Below are 26,848 nucleotides of genomic sequence, written 5' to 3'. Positions count from 1 at the left end.
ATAAATAGATTTGTATAAAAGGCCATTTGTATGGCTTTTATTGTTCAATATGTAGAAAGGAAACTTGAAGATGTCAGAATCAAAAGAAGGATTATTTCAAGCCTTACTAGGGCAAATGCAGTGGACGTCGGATGATCCGCCAGTACAAGCGGGTTGGTTAGAAGATGTTACTGTTCATACAAAGTCACGATTGTGGCAATTTAAAATAGGTTTCCCTAATCGGCTTAGCGCAGCGACCCTATTAACATTTGAAGACCATTTACGAAAAGGTTTCAATCATGTTGGTGCGGTGGATTTTTCAATCACCATCGCTGATCAATCAAAACCATCTAGTGAAGAGGTATTAGATTATTGGCCGATTGTGATTAGTCGGGCTGGTATTTCTAGTGGCGTAGCGAAGTCAATTTTTGAAGGACAATTACCCACGTTTGAAAATGATCGATACATTATTCGCGTTGATAATGCGACGATGAAGCAGTTTATTCAAGACAATTATTTAGAAACCATCAAACAAAATTATATGGTTTTGGGCTTTTACAAGGTTCCTTTTGAAATAACAGTGGATGAAGAGACCGCTAAAGACCGGCGCGACGTCTTCACTGAACGTGCCAATAGTTTAGCTGAAAAACAACAAGAAATGGCAAAGCTTGCGGTTGAAAAACAACAAGAAATGGCAAACGCTGAAAGCAACGGTCCAGTGATTAAAGTCGATAAGATTCAATTAGGTAAACATATCCCAGTTGATGACAAATTACGGCCAATGAACACCTATGTAGAAGAACAACGATTTGTATCTATGGAAGGTGTCGTTTTTGAAGTTGAAATTAAAATTTTGAAAACGGGTCGTCGTATTTTAAATGCAAAAATTTCTGACTATACGTCTGCTTTCTTAATTCAAATGTTTTCTCGTAACGATGAAGACATTGCTATTTTTGATGCCATTCGTAAAGGCATGTGGTTACGTGTTCGTGGAGACTTACAAATGGATGACCGCTTTGCTCGGGATTTAGTCTTAAATGTGCGTGACTTAGAAGAAATTCAAAAAGAAAAACGTAAAGATACAGCCCCTGATAAACGTGTTGAGTTACATGTTCATACGAATATGTCCATGTTGGATGCAACCAATGGCATTGCGGATTTCGCTAATTTAGCTTCTTCATGGGGACATCCGGCAATTGCGATCACCGATCATGCCACCTTGCAAGGATACCCAGAGGCTTCTGGTGTAGCCAAAGCTACGGGCATCAAAATGTTATATGGTGTTGAGGCAAACGTGGTAGATGATGGTGTAAATATTGCCTACAATCCGCAACATATTGAATTAAAAGAAGCCACTTATGTTGTATTCGATGTGGAAACGACGGGTTTATCTGCAGTGTACGATAATATTATCGAGTTAGCAGCCGTAAAAATGCAAAATGGTAATGTAATTGACCAATTTGAAGAATTTATCAATCCTGGTCGACCACTATCAGCTACGATTATCGAATTGACCAGTATTACGGATGCCATGTTAGCTAACACGCGTACAGAGGCAGAGGTATTAACAGATTTTAGAGAATGGGTTGGGGATGCCATCTTAGTTGCGCATAACGCCAGCTTTGATATGGGCTTTATCAATACAGCTTATAAACGTCTAGGTTTCGGTGAAGCCAATAATGCGGTTATCGATACATTGGAGTTATCTCGTTTCTTGCACCCTCAATTGAAATCGCATCGTTTAAATACCTTGGCTAAACGATATAACGTCGGTTTAGAGCAACATCACCGTGCTGTTTATGATGCAGAGACAACAGGCGCATTGGCCTGGATTTTCATTAAAGAAGCAGCAGCAGAACACGATATTCATTTTCATGATGAAATCAATAAAGATGTTGGTAAAGGGGATGCCTATAAACAAGGGCGTCCATTCCATGCTATTTTATTAGCCAAGAATCAGACAGGGCTGAAGGATTTATTTAAGCTAGTTTCAGCTTCAAATATTGACTACTATTACCGGGTGCCACGAATCCCAAGATCACTATTAGCTGCTCACCGTGAAAACCTGCTCATAGGTTCGGCGTGTTCAGGCGGAGAGGTTTTTGAAGCTTTGATGCAGAAAGGGAAAGTGGAAGCTGAGAAAAAGGCAACCTTTTACGATTATCTTGAATTACAACCAAAAGCAGTGTATCAGCCGCTCATAAAAGATGAATTAATTCAAGATGAAGCAACACTTGAAAAAATCATGCGTGACATGCTGGATATCGGACAGACACTAGATAAACCGGTTGTAGCAACGGGTGACGTGCATTATCTAAATCCGGAAGATAAGATTTACCGTGAAATTTTAATCAACTCTATCAAATCAAATCGCACAAAATATTTCCCAGAAGCACATTTGCGCTCAACTGATGAAATGTTAGCTGATTTTGCCTTCTTAGGTGAAGAAAAAGCGTATGAAATTGTTGTTAAGAATACAAATGCCATCGCGGATAGTATAGAATTTATCGAACCACTTAAAGATAAATTGTATACGCCAACCATTGAAGGGGCGGAACAAGAATTAACGGATATGTCATATGCTAAGGCGCATGAAATTTACGGGGAGAAATTACCTGAAATTGTAGAAGCACGTTTGGAAAAAGAATTAAAATCGATTATTTCCAATGGCTTCTCCGTAATCTACTTGATTTCTCAAAAATTGGTTAAAAATCTAATGATGATGGGTATATTGTAGGTTCTCGTGGCTCTGTGGGATCTTCATTCGTCGCAACCATGTCAGGGATTACTGAAGTAAATCCATTGGCGCCTCACTATGTCTGTCCTGATTGTCACCATAGCCAATTCTTTACGGATGGTTCTGTGGGTTCTGGTTTCGACTTAGAAGACAAGGCTTGTCCGCAATGTGGGGCAATGATGGATAAAGATGGCCAAGATATTCCGTTTGAGACTTTTCTTGGATTCAAAGGAGATAAGGTTCCAGATATCGATTTGAACTTCTCTGGTGAATATCAATCACGTGCCCATGCCTATACGAAAGTTCTTTTCGGTGAGGATCATGTATTCCGGGCAGGAACGATTGGTACGGTTGCCGACAAGACAGCCTTTGGCTATGTCATTGGTTATGATCAAGATAAGAACTTGAATCTGCGTAAAACAGAAAAGGAATTTTTGGCCAAGGGTGCCACTGGTGTGAAGAGAACAACAGGACAGCATCCAGGGGGGATTATTGTTATCCCAGAAAATATGGATGTATACGACTTTACGCCTATCCAATATCCTGCAGATGATGTTGAATCTGAGTGGAAGACAACCCATTTTGATTTCCACTCAATTCATGATAATGTCTTAAAACTAGATATCCTTGGGCACGATGATCCAACCATGATTCGTAAGCTGCAAGATCTATCGGGTATCAAGCCTACAGATATTCCTACTGATGATCCAGAAGTATATGAATTATTCAACGGCACAGAAGTATTAGGTGTAACACCTGAACAAATTTATTCGAATACGGGTACATTAGGTATCCCAGAATTTGGTACACGATTTACCCGGCAAATGCTTGAGGCTACCAAACCTTCAACCTTTGCTGAGTTATTGCAAATCTCAGGCCTATCACATGGTACCGATGTTTGGTTAGGCAATGCAGAAGTGCTTGTGCGTGAAAAAGGGTTACCGCTAAGTGAAGTAATTGGCTGTCGTGATGACATCATGGTGTATTTAATCCATAAAGGTCTTCCTGAATCAGATGCTTTTCAAATTATGGAAAAAGTTCGTAAAGGTAAGGGGCTTTCTGATGAACATAAAGCAATAATGCGTGAATATGATGTGCCCGAATGGTATATGGAATCATGTCAAAAAATTAAATACATGTTCCCTAAAGCCCATGCGGCAGCCTACGTATTGAATGCGATGCGAGTTGCGTGGTTCAAAGTGAAACATCCAATTTGGTACTATTGTGCCTACCTGTCAGTAAGGGCTTCAGACTTTGATTTGGTTTCAATGTCAAATGGGCTAGAATCAACTAAAGCCAAAATTAATGAAATCAATGGTAAGGGGCTAGAAGCCTCAACCAAAGAAAAACAATTACTAACAGTCTTGGAAATTGTAAATGAACTTTGGGAACGTGGATTTACTTTAAAAATGGTGGATATCAATAAATCAGATGCCACTGAATTTGTGATTGAAGATGAAAAAACGTTAATCGCACCGTTCCGAGCTATCGATGGTTTGGGTATCAATGTGGCAAAATCAATTGTCGCTGCAAGAGAAGAATCTCCATTTTTATCAAAAGAAGATTTACAAACACGTGGTAAAGTATCTAAATCCATTATCGAGTATATGACAGAAAATCATGTTCTAGATGGATTACCTGATCAAAATCAATTATCATTATTTGATTTCTAAGTATCAATTGCTAGAGAAATGATAACAAGGGGACTGGGGTTAAAATCCCAGTCTCCTTTTTGATTTGAAGTGATAACCTTTGATGGATATTTCAGATTATGTTAACATGATTGTAAGAGTCTATCACTTAAACATAATGAATGGTCGCGGCCATTATCTTTTATAACAAACAAGCCAACATTTACAGAGAATGCCTGACTTGTTTTTTTTAGACTCATTTTGCAAAGGAGGAATTGGATGCAGCTTTTAAAGGATAAATTTGTAGAAGTATTATCATCTGTCATGCCCATTGTGGTGCTGGTCGTCATACTCGCACTAACGATTGTTGATGTACCGGGTGATGTGATGGCTCGTTTTGGTATAGGGTCAGTTTTATTAATCTTAGGCCTAACAATATTCTTATTTGGCGTTGATGTTGGAATGGAACCCATTGGTGACTACCTAGGCCATTCTATTATTCGAGCATCGTCTCATTTTGCTGTCATGCTATTAACTTTTTTGATTGGTTTTTCGATTACTGTAGCAGAACCTGATTTACTGATTCTTGGCCAGCAAATTTCAGATGCCACAGGAGGCCTTATTGGTGCTCAATTGATTGTTCTAGTGGTATCCATCGGCGTAGGGATTATGATTGCACTAGGTGTTTATCGAATCATGAAGGATGTCGCTTTAAAATGGTTCTTTTTGATCGTCTATGGGTTGATATTTATACTGACATTTTTTGCGGATTCAACGTTTTTAGCGATGGCTTTTGATGCTTCTGGTGCAACTACCGGGGCACTAACGACACCATTTGTCTTAGCTTTAGGTGCTAGTGTATCTTCAAGAAAAGGTGGTAAAGGGGCTGAAGATGATGCATTCGGTTTAGTTGGTGCGATGTCAACTGGCCCCATTATCGCTGTGTTACTAATGGCAATTATTCAGCAATCCGAAATTCAAGATTTTAGTCATGAATACCAATATGCAAAAGGAATCGTTGCACCATTTGTTCTAAATATACAACACACATTCCAAGAATCGTTATTCGCATTGATCCCCATTCTGATCGTATTTGGCCTAGTATATTTTGTCCAAAAACGCCTATCTCAAATGGAATTAGTTCGTATTATGGTTGGTATCATATACGTACTTATTGGCTTAACCTTATTCTTGGTGGGGGTGAACCAGGGCTTCATGGATATGGGTCGCTATTTAGCAACAGAATTAGCCACAAATTATCAAAGTCTACTACCGTGGATTGGCCTAGTTATGGGACTGGTTGTTGTGTTAGCAGAACCAGCTGTACATGTTCTGGGGGATCAAGTGGAAGAAGTAACGGGTGGACATATACCGAATAAGTTGCTACTATTTGCCTTGTCGATAGGCGTAGGACTTGCGGTAGCTTTATCTATGGTCCGTATTATGATACCAAGCGTTGAATTATGGCATTTTCTCTTACCAGGATTTGGTTTATCCATCTTATTGAGTTTCTTTGTACCCAATCTATTTACAGGTATTGCTTTTGATGCAGGAGGTGTTGCATCAGGTCCAATGACTGCAACCTTTATCTTAGCCTTTGCACAGGGCGTGGCAGCTACATTACCACAAGCTGATGTGTTAGTGGACGGTTTTGGTATTATTGCAACGGTTGCAATGGCTCCCGTGTTGATGATTCAACTGATTGGCTTGTTCTATAAATTACGTGTCAAAAATAATCCAGCCATTGATGAATAGAATAGGAGGAATAATTGCATGACATTACAATCACAATCGGTCGCATTCTGTGCCATTCTAAACCATGGCTACGGGAATAAGGCCTTAAAAATAGCTAAAGCACATGGTACAAGCGGGGGAACCCTGGTACTTTGTGAAGGAACAGTTTCAAACAGCTTCTTACAGTTAATGGGTTTAGATGAATCAAAGAAGGAGTTACTGATTACGCTTGCCCCAAAAGATAAAGAAGATGAAGTTCATTGCGCACTTACGGAAGGCTTACATTTGAACAAAAAAGGTGTAGGTATCTTGTTTTCTAGCGATACGTCAAGTGTATATGGTAGTCGCTTATATCACCATGATTTTGAGGAGAATGAACAAACGATGGGAAATTATCAATTATTAGTGACAATTGTGGACAGAGATAAAGGCGATGAAGTTGTAGATGCAGCTCGTCGCGCTGGTGCCAAAGGCGCAACTATTTTGCATGGTAGAGGTATTGGTACTGCAGAAACTGCGAAATTATTCTATATTGAAATGCAGCCAGAGAAGGAAGTTGTGCTCTTGGTTGTGGAATCGGAAAAAGTTGATCATATTGCGACAACTATCAAGGCTGAATTGCAATTAGATTTACCAGGCAAAGGTGTAACCTTTTCTATTCCCGTTAATGCGGTGAGTGGATTAGTGCAGGACTTGTAAAATCCCAAGCTAGCAACAATTATTGCGAAGCAAAGGGAAATATGTTATACTGTAACAGTAGAGAGAAAGACAGTGGTGGAGTGAGCGGTGACGCTCACTTTTTTCATGGTAAAAAGTAATTGCAAAAAGTGAGGGGAAATATGGCTAAAGTAACTGATCAAATGGAAGAGATTGTGAAACCTGTAATTGAAGAATTAGGGTTTAAATTATTTGATATAGAATTTGTCAAAGAAGGTAAATCTTGGTTTTTAAGAATTTATGTGGATAGACCAGGTGGCGGTATCACTATTGAGGATTGTGTACTAGTAAGTGAACACATTTCTGAAACTGTTGATCAGTTGGAAACTGATCCAATCCCGCAAGCATATTACTTAGAAGTCTCATCTCCTGGTGCAGAACGTCCACTTAAAGATGCGGCAGACGTTCAAGCTGCAATTGGTGAATGGGTATTCTTGTCATTCTATCAAGCCGTAGATGGTCAAAAAAATATTCAAGGCCGTTTAAAAGCTGTTGAAGATGATGAATATGTCATTGAAACAAAAGACAAAACACGTCTAAAAGAAGTTAGCGTTTCAAAAACAAACGTGTCTTTAATCAGATTGGCTATTGAATTTTAATTGAAATCATTGTGAAAGAAGGAATATAGATGAGTAAAGAAATGTTAAGAGCCTTCGAGGTGCTTGAAGATGAAAAAGGCATATCAAAAGATGTCATTCTTGAAGCATTAGAAGCGGCCTTAGTTTCTGCATATAAACGTAATTACCAACAGGCACAAAATGTTGAAGTTCATTTTGATGACAAAAAAGGTGATATCAAAGTTTTTGCGGTCAAAGAAGTAGTGGAATTAGTCATGGACTCTCAATTAGAAGTATCTATTGAAGAAGCACATGAAAAGAATAAAGCTTACGAAGTTGGCGACAAAATTAAATTTGAAGTAACACCTAAAGATTTTGGTCGTATTGCGGCACAAACTGCAAAACAAGTGATCATGCAACGTGTACGTGAAGCTGAACGTTTAATCATTTATAATGAATATATTGACTATGAAGATGATATTTTAACAGGTATCGTTGAACGTCAAGACCGTCGTTATGTATATGTTAGTTTAGGTAAGATTGAAGCAGTTATCCCACCAGAAGGTCAAATTCCAAACGAAACATTCCAACCACATGAACGTGTGCAAGTATATGTAGAACGTGTGGAAAATACGACTAAAGGACCTCAAGTATACGTAAGTCGTAGCCATCCAAGCTTGTTAAAACGTTTGTTTGAACAAGAAGTACCTGAAATCTTTGACGGTACGGTTGAAATTAAGGCTATTGCTCGTGAGGCGGGTGACCGTTCTAAGGTTGCTGTAGTGTCAAATGATGCGAACATCGATGCTGTTGGTACTTGTGTTGGTCCACGTGGTACACGTGTACAACGTATTGTGGATGAATTAAAAGGCGAAAACATGGACATTGTACAATGGTCTGATGATACAGCTACATTCATTTCAAATGCCTTGAATCCTGCTGATGTATTGTCTGTACATTTTGTACCTAACGAAACATCATGTGTGGTTGTCGTGCCTGAAAATCACTTGTCATTAGCAATTGGTAAACGTGGTCAAAATGCACGTCTTGCGGCTAAATTAACGAACCACAAGATTGATATTAAATCTGAAGCAGACTTTGAAGCGTACACTCAAACTGAAGAATATGCAATTCGTTTCGGCGAAAAAGCTGCAGCAGTTGAAGAATCAGAAGTAGCAATTGCTGATGATTCAGCAGCTGTTGAAGAGTATGTAGCTTTAACAGAAGCGGTTGATGAAATTACTGAAGAGGATCAAATCGCATTAGACGATATCGATGAAGGCAACTTTGATGCGGAAACTTTTGAAGCTGAAATTGATGAAATTGAAGGCAACGATGAAGTTATATTTGGTGAAGAATTAGACCAACAAGAACGTTTAAACGAAGAACGTTAAGATTAGGTGGTGTGAAACATGAAACAACGAAAAATTCCTATGAGAAAATGTGTTGTGACCAATGAAATGTTTCCCAAAAAAGAATTGGTAAGGATTGTTCGAAATGCAGAGGGCGAAGTTGAAATCGATCCCTCTGGCAAAAAGAATGGCCGTGGCGCCTATGTGTCACTAGATCCGGATGCTGTTCAAAAGGCTTGGGACAAACACGTATTAGATCGTCATTTAGATGTTAAAATCTCGGATGAATTCTATAGTGAGTTGAAAGCTTATGTAGCACATCAAAAAGCCAGAAAAGAGCTTTTTGAAAATGAACAATAATAAAATCAATTTGCTAGGTTTAGCGCAAGCTGCTGGTAAATTAGTATCAGGGACTGAAACAGTCGTAAAAGCCGTCAAGCAAGGCTCGGCTAATTTAGTCATTGTTGCGACAGATGTAAGTGAACAAACCAAACGAAACATTGAGAATAAATGTGAATTTTATGACATTCCTTGGGTTCAAGTGTTTACGACAGAGGAAATCTCAATTGCTTTAGGCAAGAAGAGATCAATCGTCGCATTCACTGACCGAGGCTTTGTAAAAAGTTTCCAAAAATAATAATGACAGCGTATATTTTTACTTCAAATAGGAGCGTAAAAAGTATGAGAGAATAGTAGATTAAGGAAGGTGATGACATGTCAAAAAACGTGTCTATGAAGTTGCTAAGGAGCTAGGCGTAACTAGTAAGGAACTATTAAGTGAAGCAGAGAAAGTTGGATTTGAGTATTCAAGTCACATGGCCTCTATGACTGATGAAGAAATCAGTAAATTGAAAGGTAACTTTGCTAACGCTAAGAACCAAGCAAATAATACAAATAACGATGAACAAAAAGCTAAAGCACCAGTTGCTAAGGCTGAACCTACGAATGATAAGAAAACTGCAGATGCCAATGCAAAGAAAGAACCTGCTAAAGCAAATGCAAATCAACAAAATCAACAAAAGCAGTCGCAAAATCGCCCTAGCCCAGCAAAAGAGAATAAAAAACATATGAATAATAATAATAATAATTTTAGAAATAACAACAACGGTGGATTCAAAGGTAAAGGTAAAAAAGGCAAAAAGGGTCGTTATAATAACGATCAAAACCGGACAAGTAATCCAGTACCTGCACGTAAACCAAAACCACTTCCAGAAAAAGTGGAATATACAGAAGGTATGACAGTTGCAGATTTAGCCAAAAAACTTCACCGTGAACCAGCAGAAATTATTAAAAAATTATTCTTGATGGGTATTCCAGCAACTCAAAACCAAGGTTTGGATACAGATGCGCTAGAATTAATCTTAGCTGAATACGGCATTGAAGCAGAAGAAAAAGTGATTTTGGATCAAGCAGATTTCGAACACTACTTTGAAGATGCAGAAAATGCACCAGAAGAAGAATTAGAAAGTCGTCCAGCAGTTGTTACAATCATGGGTCACGTTGACCACGGTAAAACAACATTACTAGACTACTTACGTCATTCTCAAGTAGTAGACGGGGAAGCTGGTGGGATTACACAACATATTGGTGCCTACCAAGTTCGTACAAATAATCGTTCGATTACCTTCCTTGATACACCAGGACATGCGGCGTTTACAACAATGCGTGCTCGTGGTGCGGATGTTACAGATATCGTAATTCTAGTTGTTGCTGCTGACGATGGTGTAATGCCTCAAACAGTTGAAGCAATTAACCATGCCAAAGCTGCAGATGTTCCAATCATTGTTGCAGTGAATAAGATTGATAAACCAACAGCTAATCCTGAACGCGTAATGCAAGAATTAACTGAATATGGCTTGATTTCTGAAGAGTGGGGTGGAGATACAATCTTCGTAAACATCTCTGCTAAATTTGGTCAAAATGTTGATGACTTATTAGAAATGATTCTTTTAGTATCAGATGTTGAAGAGTACAAAGCAGCGCCAAACCGTTTAGCCTTAGGTTCTGTCATCGAAGCTCGTTTAGACCCATCTAAAGGTGCTATCGCTACATTACTAGTGCAACATGGTACATTAAATGTAGGTGATCCGATTGTTGTTGGTAACACACATGGTCGTGTCCGTGTAATGACGAACGATGCAGGTCGTCGCATCAAGTCTGCCGGTCCTTCTACACCAGTTGAAATTACTGGATTACAAGATGCACCACAAGCTGGTGATCGTTTTGTAACCTTTGATGACGAAAAAACAGCACGTGCTGTTGGTGAAGAACGTGCAAGCCGTGCATTAGCAGCTCGTCGTAACGCAAACCATGCGGTAACACTTGAAAATCTATTTGAAACCCTTCAAGAAGGTGAATTGAAATCTGTAAATGTCATCATCAAAGGTGACGTTCAAGGTTCAGTTGAAGCTCTTGCTGGAAGTTTACAAAAGATTGAAGTTGAAGGCGTACGTGTTAATATTGTTCACCAAGCTGTAGGTGCAATTAATGAAAGTGACGTTACTTTAGGTCAAGCCTCTCAAGCATTGATCATCGGTTTCAATGTTCGTCCTACACCGCAAGCAAAAATGCAAGCAGAGCAAGACGAAGTTGAATTACGTCTTTACAATGTAATTTACGATGCCATTAATGATGTTGAATCAGCGATGACAGGTATGTTAGATCCTGAGTATGTTGAAGAAGTTACTGGTACCGTAGTTGTACGTGAAACTTACAATGTATCTAAAGTTGGTACAATTGTCGGTGGTTACGTGACTGATGGTACAATTACACGTAACTCACAAGTTCGTATTATCCGTGATTCTATCGTTATCTTCGACGGTAAACTAGGTTCATTACGTCGCTTTAAAGATGATGTAAAAGAAGTTGGTCGTGGATTCGAACTAGGTTTAACTATCGAAAACTACAACGACATCAAAGTCGATGACGAAATCGAAGCTTACCACATGGTAGAAGTGAAAAAATAATTTAGAGGTGAAAATAAATGGCAAAATTTAGAGCCGAGCGTATAAGTCAAGAAATTTTACGTGATGTAAATGATATTTTACGCAAAAATGTAAAAGATCCTCGCGTTGAAGGTGTAACCATTACTGATGTGGACATCACTGGTGACCTTCAACAAGCAACTATTTACTATACTACTTTAAGCGAATTAGCGAGCGAGCGTGAGAAAGCCCAACAAGGCTTAACTAAAGCGAGCGGTTTAGTTCGTTCTGAGATTGGTAAACGTCTAAATCTGTATAAAACACCAGAAATTACGTTTGAACGGGACCGTTCAATTGAATATGGTAGCCATATTGATAAATTGTTAGCACAATTACGCAAGAACGATGATTTTGATTCATCAATGGCCGATTCAGAAACCGACGAAAAATAGTATTCATGAAGCACCCGAGACTAATTCTCGGGTGCTTTTTTCTTTGGCGCTTCGACTTTTATTTTGGATAGCTAAATTTAAGCAAGAATCTTGAATTCATTTTATGTGGATTTGAGTTTCTTTTTTATTTTAATTGAGATTTGATAAAAGAAAAAACCTCTTTTTGTCCGGCTTGTTGACGATTGTATATATACATCGTTAAATAACCAAAAAATGGAAACCTCGGCAGGTTTTGGTTTCAAAAATGAGAAATTTTGCGCCACACAAAGGGCTGACCTTTCATTATTTTTAGAAAAGGAACGTTCAGGGTGTTTTGCGTTATATTTTTCCTCATAAATATACTCAAAGGATACTTAAAGGCAGTTCTGGTTTCTAGTTTTCATCTATTTTTAAACCGGATATAAACAATCTCGCAAAAATATGCCAACCGAAGCGGTTAGATGCGACAAAAGGGAGCCTATTTGTATGTCTTTTTTGTATTTTCAAACAAAAAAGGTGTGAATGATTTCTCATCCACACCAAAGTCGGTGCCCCTTTTTTGTTTGCAATGGGGTATAAATAATAAGAATTGCTAAACTTAACTGTAGAAATAATGAAGATAATGAGCCAGGATAAGCTAAATTTGAACATTTAAATGGGTGTATTTTTTTATTGTCAAAAATAATCATGTTACATACAATGTCATAATTATTACTTTTGGCGTATCGTATAAATTTTGCTAATGAGGGTTAGACCGTTGTGGCATAGTCTTTCGGCCAACATTGTAATATTTGTCATGTAAAACTTACGAATTACAAAAGATTTCAATAAATGACAAAGTATTTAAAGGGCTTTAACGAATAGGGTTTTGGGGTTCCTTTTTCAAATCAAGGTGTGTAGTATAGGGCAAGTAGTCGAAACAGTGACTAATAAAACTTAGACAAGAATAAGGAGTAACACATTATGAAATTCAACAAAACAATTCTAGGAACTACACTTGCCCTATCGGCACTATTTGCTACAGCAGGCTTCAATACTGAAGATGCAAAAGCAGCAGAGTGGACAGCACGTACAGTAGAAGAAGTTTCGGCTGATATCGAATCAGTGGATGCATCCACATCTTCTTATACAATTGTTTACGGTGACACATTATCGACAATTGCAACTGCAGCAGGCGTTAATTTGGATACATTGGTACAAATTAATGAGATTGAAAATGCTGATCTAATCTTCCCGGCTAACAAAATTTCATTCACTAAAGATGAATCTGGTGAAGTAGATGAAATCGTAGTTGAAGATACACAACATACAAAAGATACTTATAAGGTACAAGAAGAGGCTGTTTCTAAAACTGAAACAACGCCAGCTGTAGAAACAATGTCTTATGAAGTGGACACAAATACAGAAGCAACAACGACTGATGTAGCAACTACAGAAACTGAATCTACTACAGAAGCAGTAACAGAGACAGAAGCAACTACAGAAACTGCTACTACAACGACATCAACTGACTATTCTGCAGCATCTGAAGTACCATACTTCGTATTGCAAGTCGTTGAAGCAGAAGCTGGTCCTGGTTATGATGACACGGCAGCAGTGTTCTCAGTTATTTTAAATCGTGCAAACTCAGGTAATTGGGGTGGAACTACTTTATTAGACGTTGTAAATGCTTCAGGTCAATTTGAAGTTGTTTCAAATGGTATGGCAGCAAGTACTACAGTCTCTGATACCACTTATCAAGCAGTAAATGATGTATTAACAAATGGCGTAACTACATCAGCCCAATCATTCTACGCATCAGGTGATGGTGTAACAAACGTATTCTATTAATCAGAAAAAATTAATGCTGAAACCACTTCGAAAGAGGTGGTTTTTTTAATGGAAAAATGGCAATAAAAAAGCCGAAACGATCACGTTTCAGCTCCTAACAGTTTTACAAATGCATCCGGAGGGAATCGAACCCCCATCATAAGAACCGGAATCTTATGTGATATCCATTACACTACGGATGCGAACTATAAAAATAACTATTCAATAGATAAAAATACAATAACAGAATTAGTATACCTTATTTTAGGGTGTTATTCAAGCTGTCAATAGGCGCAATACTAGGACAAGAGACATGTGTCATGATAGAATACTAAAGGTAAGAAGAATCAGTCAATTTTGTTGACCAATTTTGACCATTAAGGTATAATACTATTGTAATCATCAAAGGAGGACAAATATATGAATTTAGTGCCAACAGTAATTGAACAATCTTCTCGTGGCGAACGCGCATACGATATTTATTCACGTTTATTAAAAGACCGTATTATTATGTTGAGTGGGGAAGTAAATGATGACTTAGCAAACTCAATCATTGCCCAATTGTTATTCTTAGACGCTCAAGATCCAGAAAAAGATATCTACTTATACATCAATTCTCCAGGTGGATCTATCACATCAGGGATGGCAATCTACGATACAATGAACTTTGTACATGCAGACGTTCAAACGATTATCATGGGTATGGCAGCATCTATGGGATCATTCCTTGCTGCAGCTGGTACAAAAGGTAAACGTTATGCATTACCAAATGCAGAAATTTTGATCCATCAACCACTAGGTGGGGCACAAGGTCAAGCGACTGAAATTGAAATTGCAGCGCGTCACATCCTAAAAACAAAAGAAAAAATGAACCGTTTATATTCAGAAATGACTGGTCAACCTGTAGAAGTTATTGAACGTGATACTGATCGTGATAACTGGTTAACAGCTGACGAAGCCAAAGAATATGGTTTGTTAGATCATATTATGGAAAAAAATGCGGAACTAAAAAAATAAGCAATAATTGATGACTAATCAAGGAGAAGCTGGCTTTCGTGCTAGCTTTTTTCTTTTACGATTTAAAGCTGAATGTTCTTTGTAAAGATTGTGCAAATGTCAAAAGTATTTATCAAATCGCTTGCATACGGTGTCGATTATTGGTAAGATACTTATGTAAGAGGTTGAGGAACGTAGGTTCCAAAATTTTTTACCGGTTGGTGGTCAAAAAAAGACATCCTGGACAATAAAAGTCCAATGTCTTTCACACTGAAATTTATGTACCAGGAAAGTGGAGACTATGGACAATCTATTTAACGATATTTTAAAAGTAGTTCCTGAACTTAAAGAGGATTATTTTGAAAGGATTCGTGTTCTACAACGGATTTTAAAAGATGGTCCGATTGGTCGAAAGGGATTGGCTGAAAATTTAGCCATGACTGAAAGACCCCTACGTACAATCACAGATATATTGAAACGACAAGGTCTGATTGATTCTTCACCCGCTGGTATGACAATTACTAGCCAAGGTGAAAGGGCAATTGCTACGGGCCAAGACTTGTGGCGTGATATTTCAAAAATTCATCTACATGAAAAAGCTTTGGCTGATGTGCTCAACATAGCAGATGCTCGGATTGTATCAGGTGACATTGATTTAGATAAAAACATTTTATTCGAAATGGGTTTACAAGTTTCAAAATATCTCGATAATAAATTGTCGGATGGTAATCATACGATTGCTATTACGGGTGGATCCACCATGCTAGCGGTCAGCGAGCATATTCAATTACATCATTCAGCTAATCGACACTTTACAGTGGTGGCGGCTAGAGGTGGCATTGGAGACGCATCAGCGACACAAGCTAACACAATCAGCGATATTTTAGCACAACGATTAAACGGTCATAATATCTCATTGTATGCGCCAGAAAATCTTTCTGAAGTTGCAAATAAAGCATTGATGAATGATCCTATAATCCAATCTACTTTAAGTAGATTAAAAGAGGCTAACGTTTTACTTTTTAGTGTTGGTAGTGCTAAAATTATGGCAAGGCGACGTGGACTTGATTCGAAGAGTAATTCTAAGATTAAGAAAGACCACGCTGTCGGCGAGGCGTTCGGATGTTTCTTCGATAAAGATGGACATATCGTTCACCGCGTGCCAAGAATTGGCCTTCAATTAGAAGATTTAGCAGATGTAGATTTGCCAATTCTAATTGCAGGTGGCAATATGAAAGCAGAAGCAATAAAGGCTTTTGCGAAACTTGCACCCAAGCAATTAGTGATTATCACTGATCAGGGTGCCTCAGATATGGTTTTAAATGGGGAATCCCATTAAAATAATTATGTATTTCTTTAAGGAGGAATTTTGTAGTATGGCAATTAAATTAGCAATTAACGGTTTTGGTCGTATCGGTCGTTTAACACTACGTCGTATTTGGGAAGAAAATGAATCTAATGTTGAAATCGTGGCAATCAACGATTTAACAGATAACGAATTCTTAGCTTACCTATTAAAATATGATACTGCTCATGGTACTTTTAACCATGACATCCAAACAACTGACAAAGGTATTTCTATCGATGGTAAAGAAATCGCAGTTTACTCAGAACGTGACGCTAACGACTTACCTTGGGGTGATTTAGGTGTTGATATCGTTCTTGAATGTACTGGTTTCTACGCTACTAAAGAAAAATCTCAAGCGCACATCAATGCTGGTGCTAAAAAAGTTATCATCTCAGCTCCTGCTGATGCTGAAACTAAAACAATTGTATTTGGTGTAAACGAAGACATCATCGAAGCTGACGATACTATTATCTCAGGTGCTTCATGTACTACTAACTGTTTAGCTCCAATGGTAAACGTGTTAGAAAAAGAATTCGGTATTAAACATGGTTTAATGTCAACAATTCATGCTTACACTGCTACTCAATCATTACAAGATGGTCCTAACGGAAACAAAGGTAACTACCGTAATGGTCGTGCTGCAGCTGAAAATGCTATCCCTGCATCAACAGGTGCTGCTAAAGCTGTAGGTCGCGTTATTCCTTCAGTTAACGGTAAAGTTCACGGTACTGCTATCCGTATTCCTATCGTAACTGGTTCTATGACTGAATTCTACTCAGTATTAGACAAAAAAGTAACTGTTGAAGAAGTTAACGAAGCAATGAAAAAATATGCTACTCCTTCATTCACTTACAACACAGATGAAATCGTTTCTTCTGATATCGTTGGTGTTCCAGCTGGTTCAATCTTTGACGCTACTCAAACTCTAGTTCAAGAGTCTGAAGAAGGCCAATTAGTTAAAACTGTTGCTTGGTACGATAACGAAGCTGGTTTCGTTTCTCAATTTGTTCGTTTAATCGAATACTTTGCTGCTAAACAATAATTGACATTATTGAACACAGCATTAATCAGTTGAATTTGGGCGGGAAGCTTCGCGCTTCCCGCTTTTTTTATTAAGTTTCTACTTTAGATAAGGAGTGCTATATACATGGCTAAGAAAACTGTCAAAGATATAGATTTAAAAGGTAAAGTTGTTCTAGAACGTGCAGACTTTAACGTACCAATGGACAAAGACTCAAATATTACTGACGATAACCGAATCGTTCAAGCATTACCAACTATTGAGTATATTCTTGAACAAGGTGGACGTTTAGTATTATTCTCTCATTTAGGTAAGGTTAAAACTGAAGAGGACAAAGCTTCTAAATCACTTCGTCCAGTTGCAGTTCGTTTATCTGAAAAATTAGGTAAAGAAGTTACATTTATTCCTGAAACACGTGGACAAGAATTAGAAGATGCAATCGCTAACTTAAAAGACGGCGAAGTATTAATGTTCGAAAACACTCGTTTCGAAGATGTTGATGGTAAAAAAGAAAGCAAAAACGATCCAGAATTAGGTAAATACTGGGCATCATTAGGTGATGTTTTTGTTAACGACGCATTTGGTACTGCTCACCGTGAACATGCATCAAACGTCGGTATTTCTAATAACTTAGAAGCCGTTGCTGGTTTCTTAATGGAAAAAGAAATTAAATTCTTAGGTGATGCTGTTAACGAACCAAAACGTCCGTTTGTTGCTATCTTAGGTGGTGCTAAAGTTTCTGATAAAATCAGCGTAATCGAATCATTATTGAATAAGGCTGACAAAGTCTTAATCGGTGGTGGTATGGCTTATACTTTCATGAAAGCAAAAGGCTACGAAGTTGGTGGATCTTTACTAGAAGAAGATAAAATTCCTTTAGCAAAAGATTTAATGGAACGTGCTGGCGATCGTTTAGTATTACCAGTTGATTTTGTTGTTGCTGATGCTTTTGACAATGACGCAAACACTGATATTGTTGAAGTTGATGGTATTCCTGCTGACTGGCAATCACTTGATGTAGGTCCTAAGACTGTAGAATACTATGCTGAACAATTATCTGATGCTAAAACTGTTGTTTGGAATGGCCCAATGGGTGTATTTGAAATGCCAAGTTTTGCTAAAGGTACTAACGGTGTAGGTGAAGCAATCGCTAACTTAACTGATGCAACAACAATCATCGGTGGTGGTGACTCTGCAGCAGCTGCTTACCAATTAGGTTTAGCTGACAAATTCACACATATCTCAACTGGTGGTGGTGCTTCTCTAGAATTCCTAGAAGGTAAAGAATTACCTGGTATCGCTGCTATCGCTAACATTTAATTATTTTGAACACTTGAACAAAACTTGTCGAAAAGGAGTTTTTCAAACATGCGTAAGACATTAATCGCTGGTAACTGGAAAATGAATAAATCTGCAGCGGAAGCTCATGAATTCGTTGCAGCTTTAAAAGAAGGTTTCCCTCAAACAGAAGCTGAATCATTGATCGCGCCACCAGCAATCTACATTGAATCATTAATCAAAGAAACTGAAGGCACTGATATTCAAATCGCTGCTCAAAACGTACACTATGAAGACGAAGGTGCATTCACAGGTGAAATCTCACCTGCAGCATTGGAATCATTACATGTACCATACGTGGTTATTGGTCACTCTGAACGTAGAGAACTTTTCGGCGAAACAGACGAAGATGTTCGCAAAAAAGCAGCTGCTATCTTTAGCCATAACATGACACCAATCATTTGCTGTGGTGAAACATTAGAAACTCGTGAAGCTGGCCAAGAAAAAGAATGGGTTAGCGGTCAAATCCGTGCAGCTCTTGAAGGCCTTACTGCTGATCAAGTTGCGCAAGCTGTAATTGCTTACGAACCAATCTGGGCAATCGGAACAGGTAAAACTGCTTCTGCTGATGATGCACAAGATATGTCAGCACATATCCGTGATTTAGTATTCGAAATCGCTGGTAAAGATGCAGCAGATCAAACCCGTATTTTATACGGTGGTTCTGTTAAACCTGATAATATTGCTGAATTATTAGAAAAAGAAGACGTTGATGGTGCGCTCGTAGGAGGAGCAAGTCTTGATGTAACTTCTTACATCGCACTATTAAATGGAGGTAAATAACTTATGTCTAAATCACCCGTAGCGATTATTATCTTAGATGGATTCGGTTGGAGAGAGGAATCTTACGGTAACGCTGTTGCCCAAGCTAATAAACCTAACTTCGATCGTTACTGGAATGAATTTCCACATGGTACAATGAAAGCTTCTGGGTTAGACGTTGGGTTACCTGATGGTCAAATGGGTAACTCTGAAGTTGGCCATACAAATATTGGTGCTGGCCGTATTGTATACCAAAGCCTAACTCGTATTGATAAAGCTATTTCAGATGGCGACTTCGCTGAGAATGAAGCCCTAAACGGTGCTTATACTCATGTGAAGGAAAACCATTCAGCTTTACACATCTTTGGTTTATTATCTGATGGTGGGGTTCATAGCCACATCCGTCATATTGAAGCATTAATTAAAGATGCAAAAGCTAAAGGTGTAGAAAAAATTTACTTACACGCCTTCCTAGATGGTCGTGATGTAGATCCACATGCTGCACCAGGATATATCGAAACACTTGAAAAAGTGATGGCTGAAGAAAATATTGGTCAAATCGCAACTGTTGCCGGCCGTTACTATGCTATGGACCGTGATAACCGTTGGGAACGTGTACAAAAAGCCTATGACGTTATTTTTAACGGTAAAGGTGAAAAAGGTACGGACGCAACTGAAATCGTTCAAGCTAACTACGCTAAAGGCGTAACAGATGAATTCGTAGAACCAACTAATCTAGTTGATAGCGAAGGTAATCCAGTAGCTTTAGTTCAAGATAATGATGCCATTATCTTTGCAAACTTCCGTCCTGACCGTGCGAGTCAATTGTCTGATGCAGTTACTGCAACAGAATGGGATCATTTTGAACGTGGAAATGAACCGAAAAACATCAAGTTTGTAACAATGACTAAATACCGTGATGATATTCAAGCTGATATCGCATTTAAACCAATTCCATTAACAAATGTATTGGGTGAAGTTTTAGCTAACAACGGCTTAAACCAATTGCGTATCGCAGAAACAGAAAAATATCCGCATGTTACATTCTTTATGAATGGTGGATCTAACGATGAATTTGAAGGGGAAAAACGTATTTTAATTAATTCTCCTAAAGTTGCAACTTACGACTTGAAACCAGAAATGTCTGCTTACGAAGTTACAGATGCATTAGTTGATGAGATTGAAAATGACCGTCAAGATGCTATTATCTTAAACTTTGCAAATCCTGATATGGTTGGTCACTCAGGTATGTTAGAACCAACAATCAAAGCTATCGAAGCTGTTGATGAAAATCTTGGTCGTGTAGTTGATGCTATCTTAGCTAAAGGTGGTCAAGCAATTATTTTTGCAGACCACGGTAACGCTGATACTGAACTTAACGAAGATGGATCACCAAATACTGCACATACAACTGTGCCAGTACCAGTTATTGTAACTAAAAAAGGTGTTGAATTACGCACTGATGGTCGTTTAGCAGATGTTGCGCCAACGATGTTAGATTTATTAAATCTTGACCAACCTGAAGAAATGACAGGGGAAAGCTTAATTAAACACTAAGCACCCTGATAAACATACCCACAAAAAAGTGGGTATGGTATACTATTTATGTAACAAATTTGAAATCACTTTAAATTTAAAGGAGAGAAATTATGTCTGCAATTACTGATATTTATGCTCGCGAAGTCTTGGATTCTCGTGGTAACCCAACTGTTGAGGCTGAAGTATATACTGAAGCTGGTGGCTTTGGTCGTGGAATCGTTCCATCTGGTGCTTCAACTGGTGAACACGAAGCTGTTGAATTACGTGACGGAGACAAAGGCCGTTATTTAGGTAAAGGTGTTGAAAACGCAGTAAACAACGTGAATACTGTTATCGCTGATGCAATTATCGGACTTGACGTAACTGATCAAATTGGTATTGACCAAGCTATGATCGATTTAGACGGTACTGCTAACAAAGGTAACTTAGGTGCTAACGCTATTTTAGCAGTATCTATCGCTACTGCTCGCGCTGCAGCTGATGAATTAAACATTCCACTTTACAACTACTTAGGTGGTTTTAACGCTAAAGTGTTACCAACTCCAATGATGAACATCGTTAATGGTGGTTCTCACTCTGACGCTCCTATCGCTTTCCAAGAGTTCATGATTATCCCTGCTGGTGCATCTTCATTCAAAGAAGCATTACGTTGGGGTGCTGAAACTTTCCACGCTTTAAAATCAATTTTATCTAAACGTGGTTTGGAAACTGCTGTTGGTGATGAAGGTGGATTTGCGCCACGTTTTGACGGTACAGAGGATGCTGTAGAAACTATCATCGAAGCAATCGAAGCTGCTGGTTACAAACCAGGTGAAGACATTTACTTAGGTTTTGACGTTGCTTCTTCTGAATTCTACGAAGATGGTATTTACGACTACGCTAAATTCGAAGGTGAAGGCGGAGCTAAACGTACTGCTGAAGAACAAGCTGCATTCTTAGCTGAATTAGTAGAAAAATACCCAATCATCACTATCGAAGACGGTATGGATGAAAATGACTGGGATGGTTGGAAGTTATTAACTGAAAAATTAGGTGAAAAAGTACAATTAGTTGGTGACGACTTATTCGTAACAAACACTGAAATTTTAGAACGTGGTATCTCTGAACACGTTGGTAACTCAATCTTAATCAAAGTTAACCAAATCGGTACTTTAACTGAAACATTCAACGCTATCGAAATGGCGAAACGTGCTTCATATACTGCAGTTGTTTCTCACCGTTCTGGTGAAACAGAAGATGCAACAATCGCTGATATCGCTGTTGCAACAAATGCAGGTCAAATCAAAACTGGTTCATTATCTCGTACAGACCGTATGGCTAAATACAACCAATTATTACGTATCGAAGATGAATTAGGCGAATTAGCTCAATACCAAGGACTAAACGCTTTCTACAACTTAGAAAACAAATAGTTTAATACAAGATACTCCGTCCCTTACGAATATTCAGACAGTTAACATTTAAGCATAGGTAGCTCGCTACCTATGCTTTTTTTGTTTATTTGATTTTATGATAGGAAAATACGAATTTTTTGTGAAATAATTCATCATTTTTTATTGACATAAATTTTCAATGAGATAAAATGAGAACAGTATTAATATTTAATTAGGGATGAGGGAATAATATGGGATTAAAAAGAAGTTTAATTGTAACATTAGCAACTGCTGCATTATTAGCAGCATGTGGTACAGGTAGCGAAACAGCGAGTTCAGGTACAGATGGAGAAGCGGCAGCAGTCGTAAACTATGTAGCACCTACAGAAATCGCTACAATGGACTCTGTAATGGTTACAGATATGAATAGTGCCAATTATATTGGACAAGTTCAAGACGGTCTTTATTGGGAAAATGATATGAATGAAATTGAACCAGCTTTAGCAGAAGCATTACCTGAAGTATCTGAAGATGGGTTGACATACACCATCAAGATGCGCGAAGATGCTAAATGGTCAAACGGTGATCCTATCACGGCCAATGATTTTGTTTATGCCATTCAATGTTTAGCAAATCCTGATACTGCAGCACCATATTCATACTTATTGGCTGGATTTGCAAATTCAGAAGCTGTATTGAGTGGAGAGGCACCGGTTGAAGAGTTAGGTGTTAAAGCCTTAGATGATTACACAATTGAAATTCAACTTGATACGCCAATTCCATATATCGAAAACTTATTAGCATTTACGCCATTATACCCTCAAAACCAAGCTTTTGTTGAAGAAGCAGGGGATGCATATGGAACAAACTCTGATAACATTGTATTCTCAGGACCATTCACTATGTCAAACTGGGATGGAACAGGTTTAACTTGGACTTTAGAGAAAAATGCTGATTACTATAATGCTGACAGCATAGCAATTGATGAAGTAAATGTTCAAGTTATCAAAGAAGGTTCAACTGCGGTTAACTTGTTTGAAGCTGGGGATATTGATAATGCACCATTAACAGGTGAACTTGCTAAACAATACCAAGGCGATGAAAATGCGGTACAACAAGCAAAAGCACGTAATTACTGGATGGCCTTTAACTATAATAACGAAGTTTTCCAAAACCAAAATTTACGTGAAGCGATTGACTATGCAATCAATAACGAAGAATTAGCAACAAATGTAATTGGTGATGGTTCTAATGCTGTAGCGACATTCGTACCAGAAAACTTCATCTTCAATCCTGAAACAGAGGAAGACTTTGTCACTGAAGTAGGTATTACTGATAAATATGATCCAGAAGAAGCAGCGCGTTTATGGGACTTAGCTAAAGAAGAGTTAGGCGTTGAAACTTTAGATCTTAACCTGTTAGGTGATGATGATGAAAAAGGTAAAACAACGACTCAATATATCCAAGGACAAGTACAAAATAACTTGGAAGGTGTCACAGTTAACCTTCAAAATGTACCGAAGAAAAACCGTTTAGCACAAGAGGATGCACGTGACTACGATATGGTAATCACAGGTTGGGCAGCTGACTTTGCTGATGGTATTAACTTCTTCGAACTATTAGAAACAGGTGGCCCATACAACCGTGGGGATTATACAAACACTGCATATGATGCAGAAATTGAAGCTGCACGTGGGGAAAACGCCAATGATCCTACTGCACGTTGGGCAAATTTTGTTGAAGCACAAAATATCTTAGTTGAGGATGCTGCGTGGGTACCACTATACCAAGAAGTAGAAACACAATTAAGAAATCCTAATTTAACTGGTATCACATTCAGATCAGTTGGTAATGAATTTGATTTACGTACAGCAACATTAGAAGCTGCAGAATAAATACAATATTTGAACAATGAATTCAAAAACCGCAAGTGATAATACTTGCGGTTTTCTTGTTTATTAGGGTTTTATGAATAATCTATGAAAAATATGAGAAGAATTGATTGACAACGGATTCATTATCTAGTAAATTATTGCCATATTGTAATAAATATCTTATTGGGTCAGAAGACTCGAAGATGGAGGAAGTATTATGGAAAGAAAAAATCTTTTAAAATCACTAGCAGTGATTGGTTTATCTGGTTTAGTTTTAGCAGCATGTGGTAACGGTGGCGACGACGCAGCTACATCTGATAGCAGTGCAGCAACAAGTTCTACTGCAACTTCTGGGGAAAATGTCTTAAACTGGACAACAAGTAGTGAATTACCAACTATGGATACTACCATGGTAACTGATACAGTTTCATTTGACATGATGAATAATGTAAACGAAGGTTTATATCGTCAAAATGCTGATAATGAATATGAGCCAGCAATGTTAGATGGTGAACCAACTATCTCTGAAGATGGCACAGTTTACACTTATAAAATCAAAGAGAACGCTAACTGGTCAAATGGTGACCCTGTAACCGCTGGTGACTTTGTGTTTGCATGGCAACGCTTAGTAAATCCAGATCAAGCAGCGTCATACTCTTACTTAGCTGATGGTATCATTCAAAACGCTACAGAAATCATCAATGGCGAAATGGAACCTAGTGAATTAGGTGTTAAAGCTGTCGATGACAAGACTTTAGAAGTTACTTATGCTAAACCAGTACCTTACTTAGAAGGTTTGCTATCAATGGCGCCATTCTACCCATTAAACCAAGCATACGTTGAAGAGCAAGGCGAAAATTACGCAACTAACTCTGATACAGTATTATCAAATGGTCCATTTACTTTAGCTGGATGGGACGGTACTAACTTAAACTGGCAATTAGTGAAAAACGATACTTACTGGGATGCTGAAAATGTTAAATTGGATGCTGTAAACTACCAAGTATTGAAAGAAACATCTACTGCAATCAACTTGTTTGATAGTGGTGAAATTGATTACACAACTGTTTCTGGTGAATATGTTGCAGCACGTGAAGGTGACCCTAACATGGCTAACGCACCTGAATCAACAGTATTCTACTTGAAGATGAACCAAGAACGTAATGGTGAAGAAACACCGTTAGCTAACAAAAACATCCGTACTGCAGTTGCTAAAGCAATTGATAAACAATCATTTGCTGATCAAGTACTACAAAATGGTTCTAAACCTGCAGACTACCTCGTTCCAGAAGGATTAGCATTTAACCCATCAACTGGTGCAGACTTCCGTGAAGACTCTGCTGCTGCAGCTGAATTCTTAACTTATGATGTAGCTGCTGCTCAAGAAGCTTTCAAAGCTGGTTTAGAAGAATTAGGTACAGACTCAGTTAGCATCGAATTATTAGTTGATGATACTGAAAATGCACAACGTTCTGCTGAATACATCCAAGGTCAATTACAAGAAAACTTACCTGGATTAGAAGTATCAATCGTTGCACAACCATTCAAGAACCGTATCGCTGCTGACAACTCTCAAGATTACGATTTACAAGTTGCAGGTTGGGGTGCTGACTACGCTGACCCAATTAACTACTTAGAATTGTTCATCACAGATGGTGGTAACAACAACTCTGGTTACTCTAACGAAGAATACGATGCATTGATCGCTAGTGCAGCTGGTGAAACAGAAGACTTAGATGCTCGTTGGGCTGACCTAGTTTCTGCTGAATCAATCATCTTAGAAGATGCTGGTATTGCACCACTTTACCAACGTTTCGGTGCTTACTTACAACAACCTACAGTTGAAGGTGTAGTTCATCACCAAGTTGGTGCTTCTACTTCATTCAAATGGGCTTCAAAAGCTGAATAATTTCGAATGAAATTACCACAGTAATATAAAAAACTACCTGTAAAGGTAGGTTTTTTTATTATATGATGATAATGTCACATATATTGACGTAAAAAGTTTGATGTGTTAGAATTTGTAATGCTTTTGATGAAAATATGAAAATATTATCATCAATTTTTTAAAAATTTTATTTTTTAGCACTCATAGGTAAAATCGGCAAATAACTGCGATATGAGTTGTTTTCCATCATTTAGTGGTAAATCCCTTAGTGTGAGAATGAATACTAGTGGAGGGAAGAGAAATGAAAATTGGAGGGTGATTTAGCTTTACACCAACTTACTAGAAGTTAGGTAGATAAATTAACATGATTACTAGTTAGAATGCCAATAGTTAGCATAGCTGTTAGCTAAAAAATTAAGGATAAAAAAAGAATGGCTAAATGCCACCCTTTATGGTCTTAAATGAAATAATAAGTAATGAGACAAGCTAAGCTAATTGCCAATAAAATACCACCGATTTTCAAGAAACCAATGTACCAGGTACCAATAGATTGGGACAATGTTTGTACATTTTTCTCGGAATCATCATTTTTTTTTGAATTTTTTTGTCCGATAACACCAGGTCTCCATTTACGCAGGCTATATTGAAATAGGTCAAAAGTCCCGTCTTTTAAGATTAATCCGAACATTCCGGCAATTAGAAATGAGGCACTAATGTAAAAATAGCTATTGCTTAAGTAAAATAAAGTGATACCCTCGTGCAAAAAAATTGATATAATGAACGGTATCGTGGCAAAAAGCAAGAGGATGCTTTTCCAGCGTTTATAAATCATTGTGAG

17 protein-coding genes, 1 tRNA gene and 3 pseudogenes are annotated in these 26,848 nt (G+C 38.1%); 19 read left to right on the top strand and 2 right to left on the bottom strand.

Going from position 1 to position 26,848, the window contains the following annotated elements:
- Positions 1–70 precede the first annotated feature (70 nt).
- The 10 genes and pseudogenes from B9P78_RS00955 to B9P78_RS00910 all read left to right on the top strand — a co-directional run bounded on the left by B9P78_RS00955 (position 71) and on the right by B9P78_RS00910 (position 13,892).
- Positions 71–4,389, top strand: a pseudogene (locus tag B9P78_RS00955) (PolC-type DNA polymerase III).
- A gap of 237 nt (positions 4,390–4,626) precedes the next feature.
- On the top strand, positions 4,627–6,102 hold the full coding sequence (locus B9P78_RS00950) for a DUF1538 domain-containing protein (protein ID WP_094517729.1): 1,476 nt from the start codon (positions 4,627–4,629) through the stop codon (positions 6,100–6,102).
- 18 nt (positions 6,103–6,120) lie between these two features.
- On the top strand, positions 6,121–6,780 hold the full coding sequence (locus tag B9P78_RS00945) for a P-II family nitrogen regulator (protein WP_094517728.1): 660 nt from the start codon (positions 6,121–6,123) through the stop codon (positions 6,778–6,780).
- 140 nt (positions 6,781–6,920) lie between these two features.
- Positions 6,921–7,397, top strand: a complete 477-nt coding sequence (gene rimP / locus B9P78_RS00940) for a ribosome maturation factor RimP (RefSeq protein WP_094517727.1) — start codon at positions 6,921–6,923, stop codon at positions 7,395–7,397.
- 29 nt (positions 7,398–7,426) lie between these two features.
- Positions 7,427–8,749, top strand: a complete 1,323-nt coding sequence (gene nusA, locus B9P78_RS00935) for a transcription termination factor NusA (protein ID WP_094517726.1) — start codon at positions 7,427–7,429, stop codon at positions 8,747–8,749.
- 18 nt (positions 8,750–8,767) lie between these two features.
- Complete coding sequence (gene rnpM / locus B9P78_RS00930) at positions 8,768–9,067, top strand: RNase P modulator RnpM (protein ID WP_094517725.1); 300 nt, start codon at positions 8,768–8,770, stop codon at positions 9,065–9,067.
- Entirely contained in the window at positions 9,057–9,344 is a 288-nt protein-coding gene (locus B9P78_RS00925; RefSeq protein WP_094517724.1) for a ribosomal L7Ae/L30e/S12e/Gadd45 family protein, read from the top strand. The genes rnpM and B9P78_RS00925 overlap by 11 nt, the downstream gene beginning before the upstream one ends.
- An 85-nt stretch (positions 9,345–9,429) precedes the next feature.
- Positions 9,430–11,673 (top strand): annotated as a pseudogene (gene infB, locus B9P78_RS00920) (translation initiation factor IF-2); the annotation flags it as partial.
- 17 nt (positions 11,674–11,690) lie between these two features.
- Positions 11,691–12,083 carry a 30S ribosome-binding factor RbfA gene (gene rbfA, locus B9P78_RS00915; RefSeq protein ID WP_094517723.1) on the top strand — a complete coding sequence of 131 codons (393 nt, stop codon included), beginning with the start codon at positions 11,691–11,693 and terminating at the stop codon, positions 12,081–12,083.
- A gap of 942 nt (positions 12,084–13,025) precedes the next feature.
- Positions 13,026–13,892, top strand: a complete 867-nt coding sequence (locus tag B9P78_RS00910) for a cell wall hydrolase (protein ID WP_094517722.1) — start codon at positions 13,026–13,028, stop codon at positions 13,890–13,892.
- Positions 13,893–14,002: 110 nt separating this feature from the next.
- Here B9P78_RS00910 and B9P78_RS00905 read toward each other — a convergent pair.
- Positions 14,003–14,074, bottom strand: a tRNA-Arg gene (locus tag B9P78_RS00905).
- 214 nt (positions 14,075–14,288) lie between these two features.
- Here B9P78_RS00905 and clpP point away from each other — a divergent pair.
- From clpP to B9P78_RS00860, 9 genes and pseudogenes are all read left to right on the top strand, one after another.
- Positions 14,289–14,888: pseudogene (gene clpP / locus B9P78_RS00900) on the top strand (ATP-dependent Clp endopeptidase proteolytic subunit ClpP); the annotation flags it as partial.
- A 280-nt stretch (positions 14,889–15,168) separates the two neighbouring features.
- Positions 15,169–16,206 carry a sugar-binding transcriptional regulator gene (locus B9P78_RS00895; RefSeq protein ID WP_094517720.1) on the top strand — a complete coding sequence of 346 codons (1,038 nt, stop codon included), beginning with the start codon at positions 15,169–15,171 and terminating at the stop codon, positions 16,204–16,206.
- Between the two features lie 37 nt (positions 16,207–16,243).
- On the top strand, positions 16,244–17,257 hold the full coding sequence (gap, locus tag B9P78_RS00890) for a type I glyceraldehyde-3-phosphate dehydrogenase (protein WP_094517719.1): 1,014 nt from the start codon (positions 16,244–16,246) through the stop codon (positions 17,255–17,257).
- A gap of 105 nt (positions 17,258–17,362) precedes the next feature.
- A complete protein-coding gene (gene pgk / locus B9P78_RS09915) occupies positions 17,363–18,556 on the top strand; it encodes a phosphoglycerate kinase (RefSeq protein ID WP_094517718.1) in 1,194 nt (397 codons plus the stop codon).
- A gap of 48 nt (positions 18,557–18,604) precedes the next feature.
- Positions 18,605–19,357, top strand: coding sequence for a triose-phosphate isomerase (gene tpiA / locus B9P78_RS09910; RefSeq protein WP_094517717.1), 753 nt, complete (start codon positions 18,605–18,607; stop codon positions 19,355–19,357).
- Positions 19,358–19,360: 3 nt separating this feature from the next.
- A complete protein-coding gene (gpmI, locus tag B9P78_RS00875; protein ID WP_094517716.1) occupies positions 19,361–20,893 on the top strand; it encodes a 2,3-bisphosphoglycerate-independent phosphoglycerate mutase in 1,533 nt (510 codons plus the stop codon).
- A 92-nt stretch (positions 20,894–20,985) separates the two neighbouring features.
- On the top strand, positions 20,986–22,287 hold the full coding sequence (gene eno, locus B9P78_RS00870) for a phosphopyruvate hydratase (protein WP_094517715.1): 1,302 nt from the start codon (positions 20,986–20,988) through the stop codon (positions 22,285–22,287).
- Between the two features lie 212 nt (positions 22,288–22,499).
- Entirely contained in the window at positions 22,500–24,143 is a 1,644-nt protein-coding gene (locus tag B9P78_RS00865; protein WP_094517714.1) for a peptide ABC transporter substrate-binding protein, read from the top strand.
- Positions 24,144–24,339: 196 nt separating this feature from the next.
- On the top strand, positions 24,340–26,031 hold the full coding sequence (locus tag B9P78_RS00860) for a peptide ABC transporter substrate-binding protein (RefSeq protein WP_094517713.1): 1,692 nt from the start codon (positions 24,340–24,342) through the stop codon (positions 26,029–26,031).
- A 436-nt stretch (positions 26,032–26,467) separates the two neighbouring features.
- Here the strand turns inward: B9P78_RS00860 and B9P78_RS00855 are convergent, their stop codons facing one another.
- Positions 26,468–26,842, bottom strand: a complete 375-nt coding sequence (locus B9P78_RS00855; protein WP_094517712.1) for a DUF3899 domain-containing protein — start codon at positions 26,840–26,842, stop codon at positions 26,468–26,470.
- Between the last annotated feature and the right edge of the window lie 6 nt (positions 26,843–26,848).

Source organism: Aerococcus sp. 1KP-2016 (assembly GCF_002252085.1).
Classification (GTDB): domain Bacteria; phylum Bacillota; class Bacilli; order Lactobacillales; family Aerococcaceae; genus Aerococcus.
This window is presented reverse-complemented; position numbering and strand designations above follow the sequence as displayed.

What these genes read in the sequence shown, in the direction of transcription:
- B9P78_RS00950 (WP_094517729.1), top strand. Translation starts at nt 4,627, where the DNA reads ATGCAGCTTTTAAAGGATAAATTTGTAGAAGTATTATCATCTGTCATG.
- B9P78_RS00945 (WP_094517728.1), top strand. Translation starts at nt 6,121, where the DNA reads ATGACATTACAATCACAATCGGTCGCATTCTGTGCCATTCTAAACCAT.
- rimP (WP_094517727.1), top strand. Translation starts at nt 6,921, where the DNA reads ATGGCTAAAGTAACTGATCAAATGGAAGAGATTGTGAAACCTGTAATT.
- nusA (WP_094517726.1), top strand. Translation starts at nt 7,427, where the DNA reads ATGAGTAAAGAAATGTTAAGAGCCTTCGAGGTGCTTGAAGATGAAAAA.
- rnpM (WP_094517725.1), top strand. Translation starts at nt 8,768, where the DNA reads ATGAAACAACGAAAAATTCCTATGAGAAAATGTGTTGTGACCAATGAA.
- B9P78_RS00925 (WP_094517724.1), top strand. Translation starts at nt 9,057, where the DNA reads ATGAACAATAATAAAATCAATTTGCTAGGTTTAGCGCAAGCTGCTGGT.
- rbfA (WP_094517723.1), top strand. Translation starts at nt 11,691, where the DNA reads ATGGCAAAATTTAGAGCCGAGCGTATAAGTCAAGAAATTTTACGTGAT.
- B9P78_RS00910 (WP_094517722.1), top strand. Translation starts at nt 13,026, where the DNA reads ATGAAATTCAACAAAACAATTCTAGGAACTACACTTGCCCTATCGGCA.
- B9P78_RS00895 (WP_094517720.1), top strand. Translation starts at nt 15,169, where the DNA reads ATGGACAATCTATTTAACGATATTTTAAAAGTAGTTCCTGAACTTAAA.
- gap (WP_094517719.1), top strand. Translation starts at nt 16,244, where the DNA reads ATGGCAATTAAATTAGCAATTAACGGTTTTGGTCGTATCGGTCGTTTA.
- pgk (WP_094517718.1), top strand. Translation starts at nt 17,363, where the DNA reads ATGGCTAAGAAAACTGTCAAAGATATAGATTTAAAAGGTAAAGTTGTT.
- tpiA (WP_094517717.1), top strand. Translation starts at nt 18,605, where the DNA reads ATGCGTAAGACATTAATCGCTGGTAACTGGAAAATGAATAAATCTGCA.
- gpmI (WP_094517716.1), top strand. Translation starts at nt 19,361, where the DNA reads ATGTCTAAATCACCCGTAGCGATTATTATCTTAGATGGATTCGGTTGG.
- eno (WP_094517715.1), top strand. Translation starts at nt 20,986, where the DNA reads ATGTCTGCAATTACTGATATTTATGCTCGCGAAGTCTTGGATTCTCGT.
- B9P78_RS00865 (WP_094517714.1), top strand. Translation starts at nt 22,500, where the DNA reads ATGGGATTAAAAAGAAGTTTAATTGTAACATTAGCAACTGCTGCATTA.
- B9P78_RS00860 (WP_094517713.1), top strand. Translation starts at nt 24,340, where the DNA reads ATGGAAAGAAAAAATCTTTTAAAATCACTAGCAGTGATTGGTTTATCT.
- B9P78_RS00855 (WP_094517712.1), bottom strand. Translation starts at nt 26,842, where the DNA reads ATGATTTATAAACGCTGGAAAAGCATCCTCTTGCTTTTTGCCACGATA.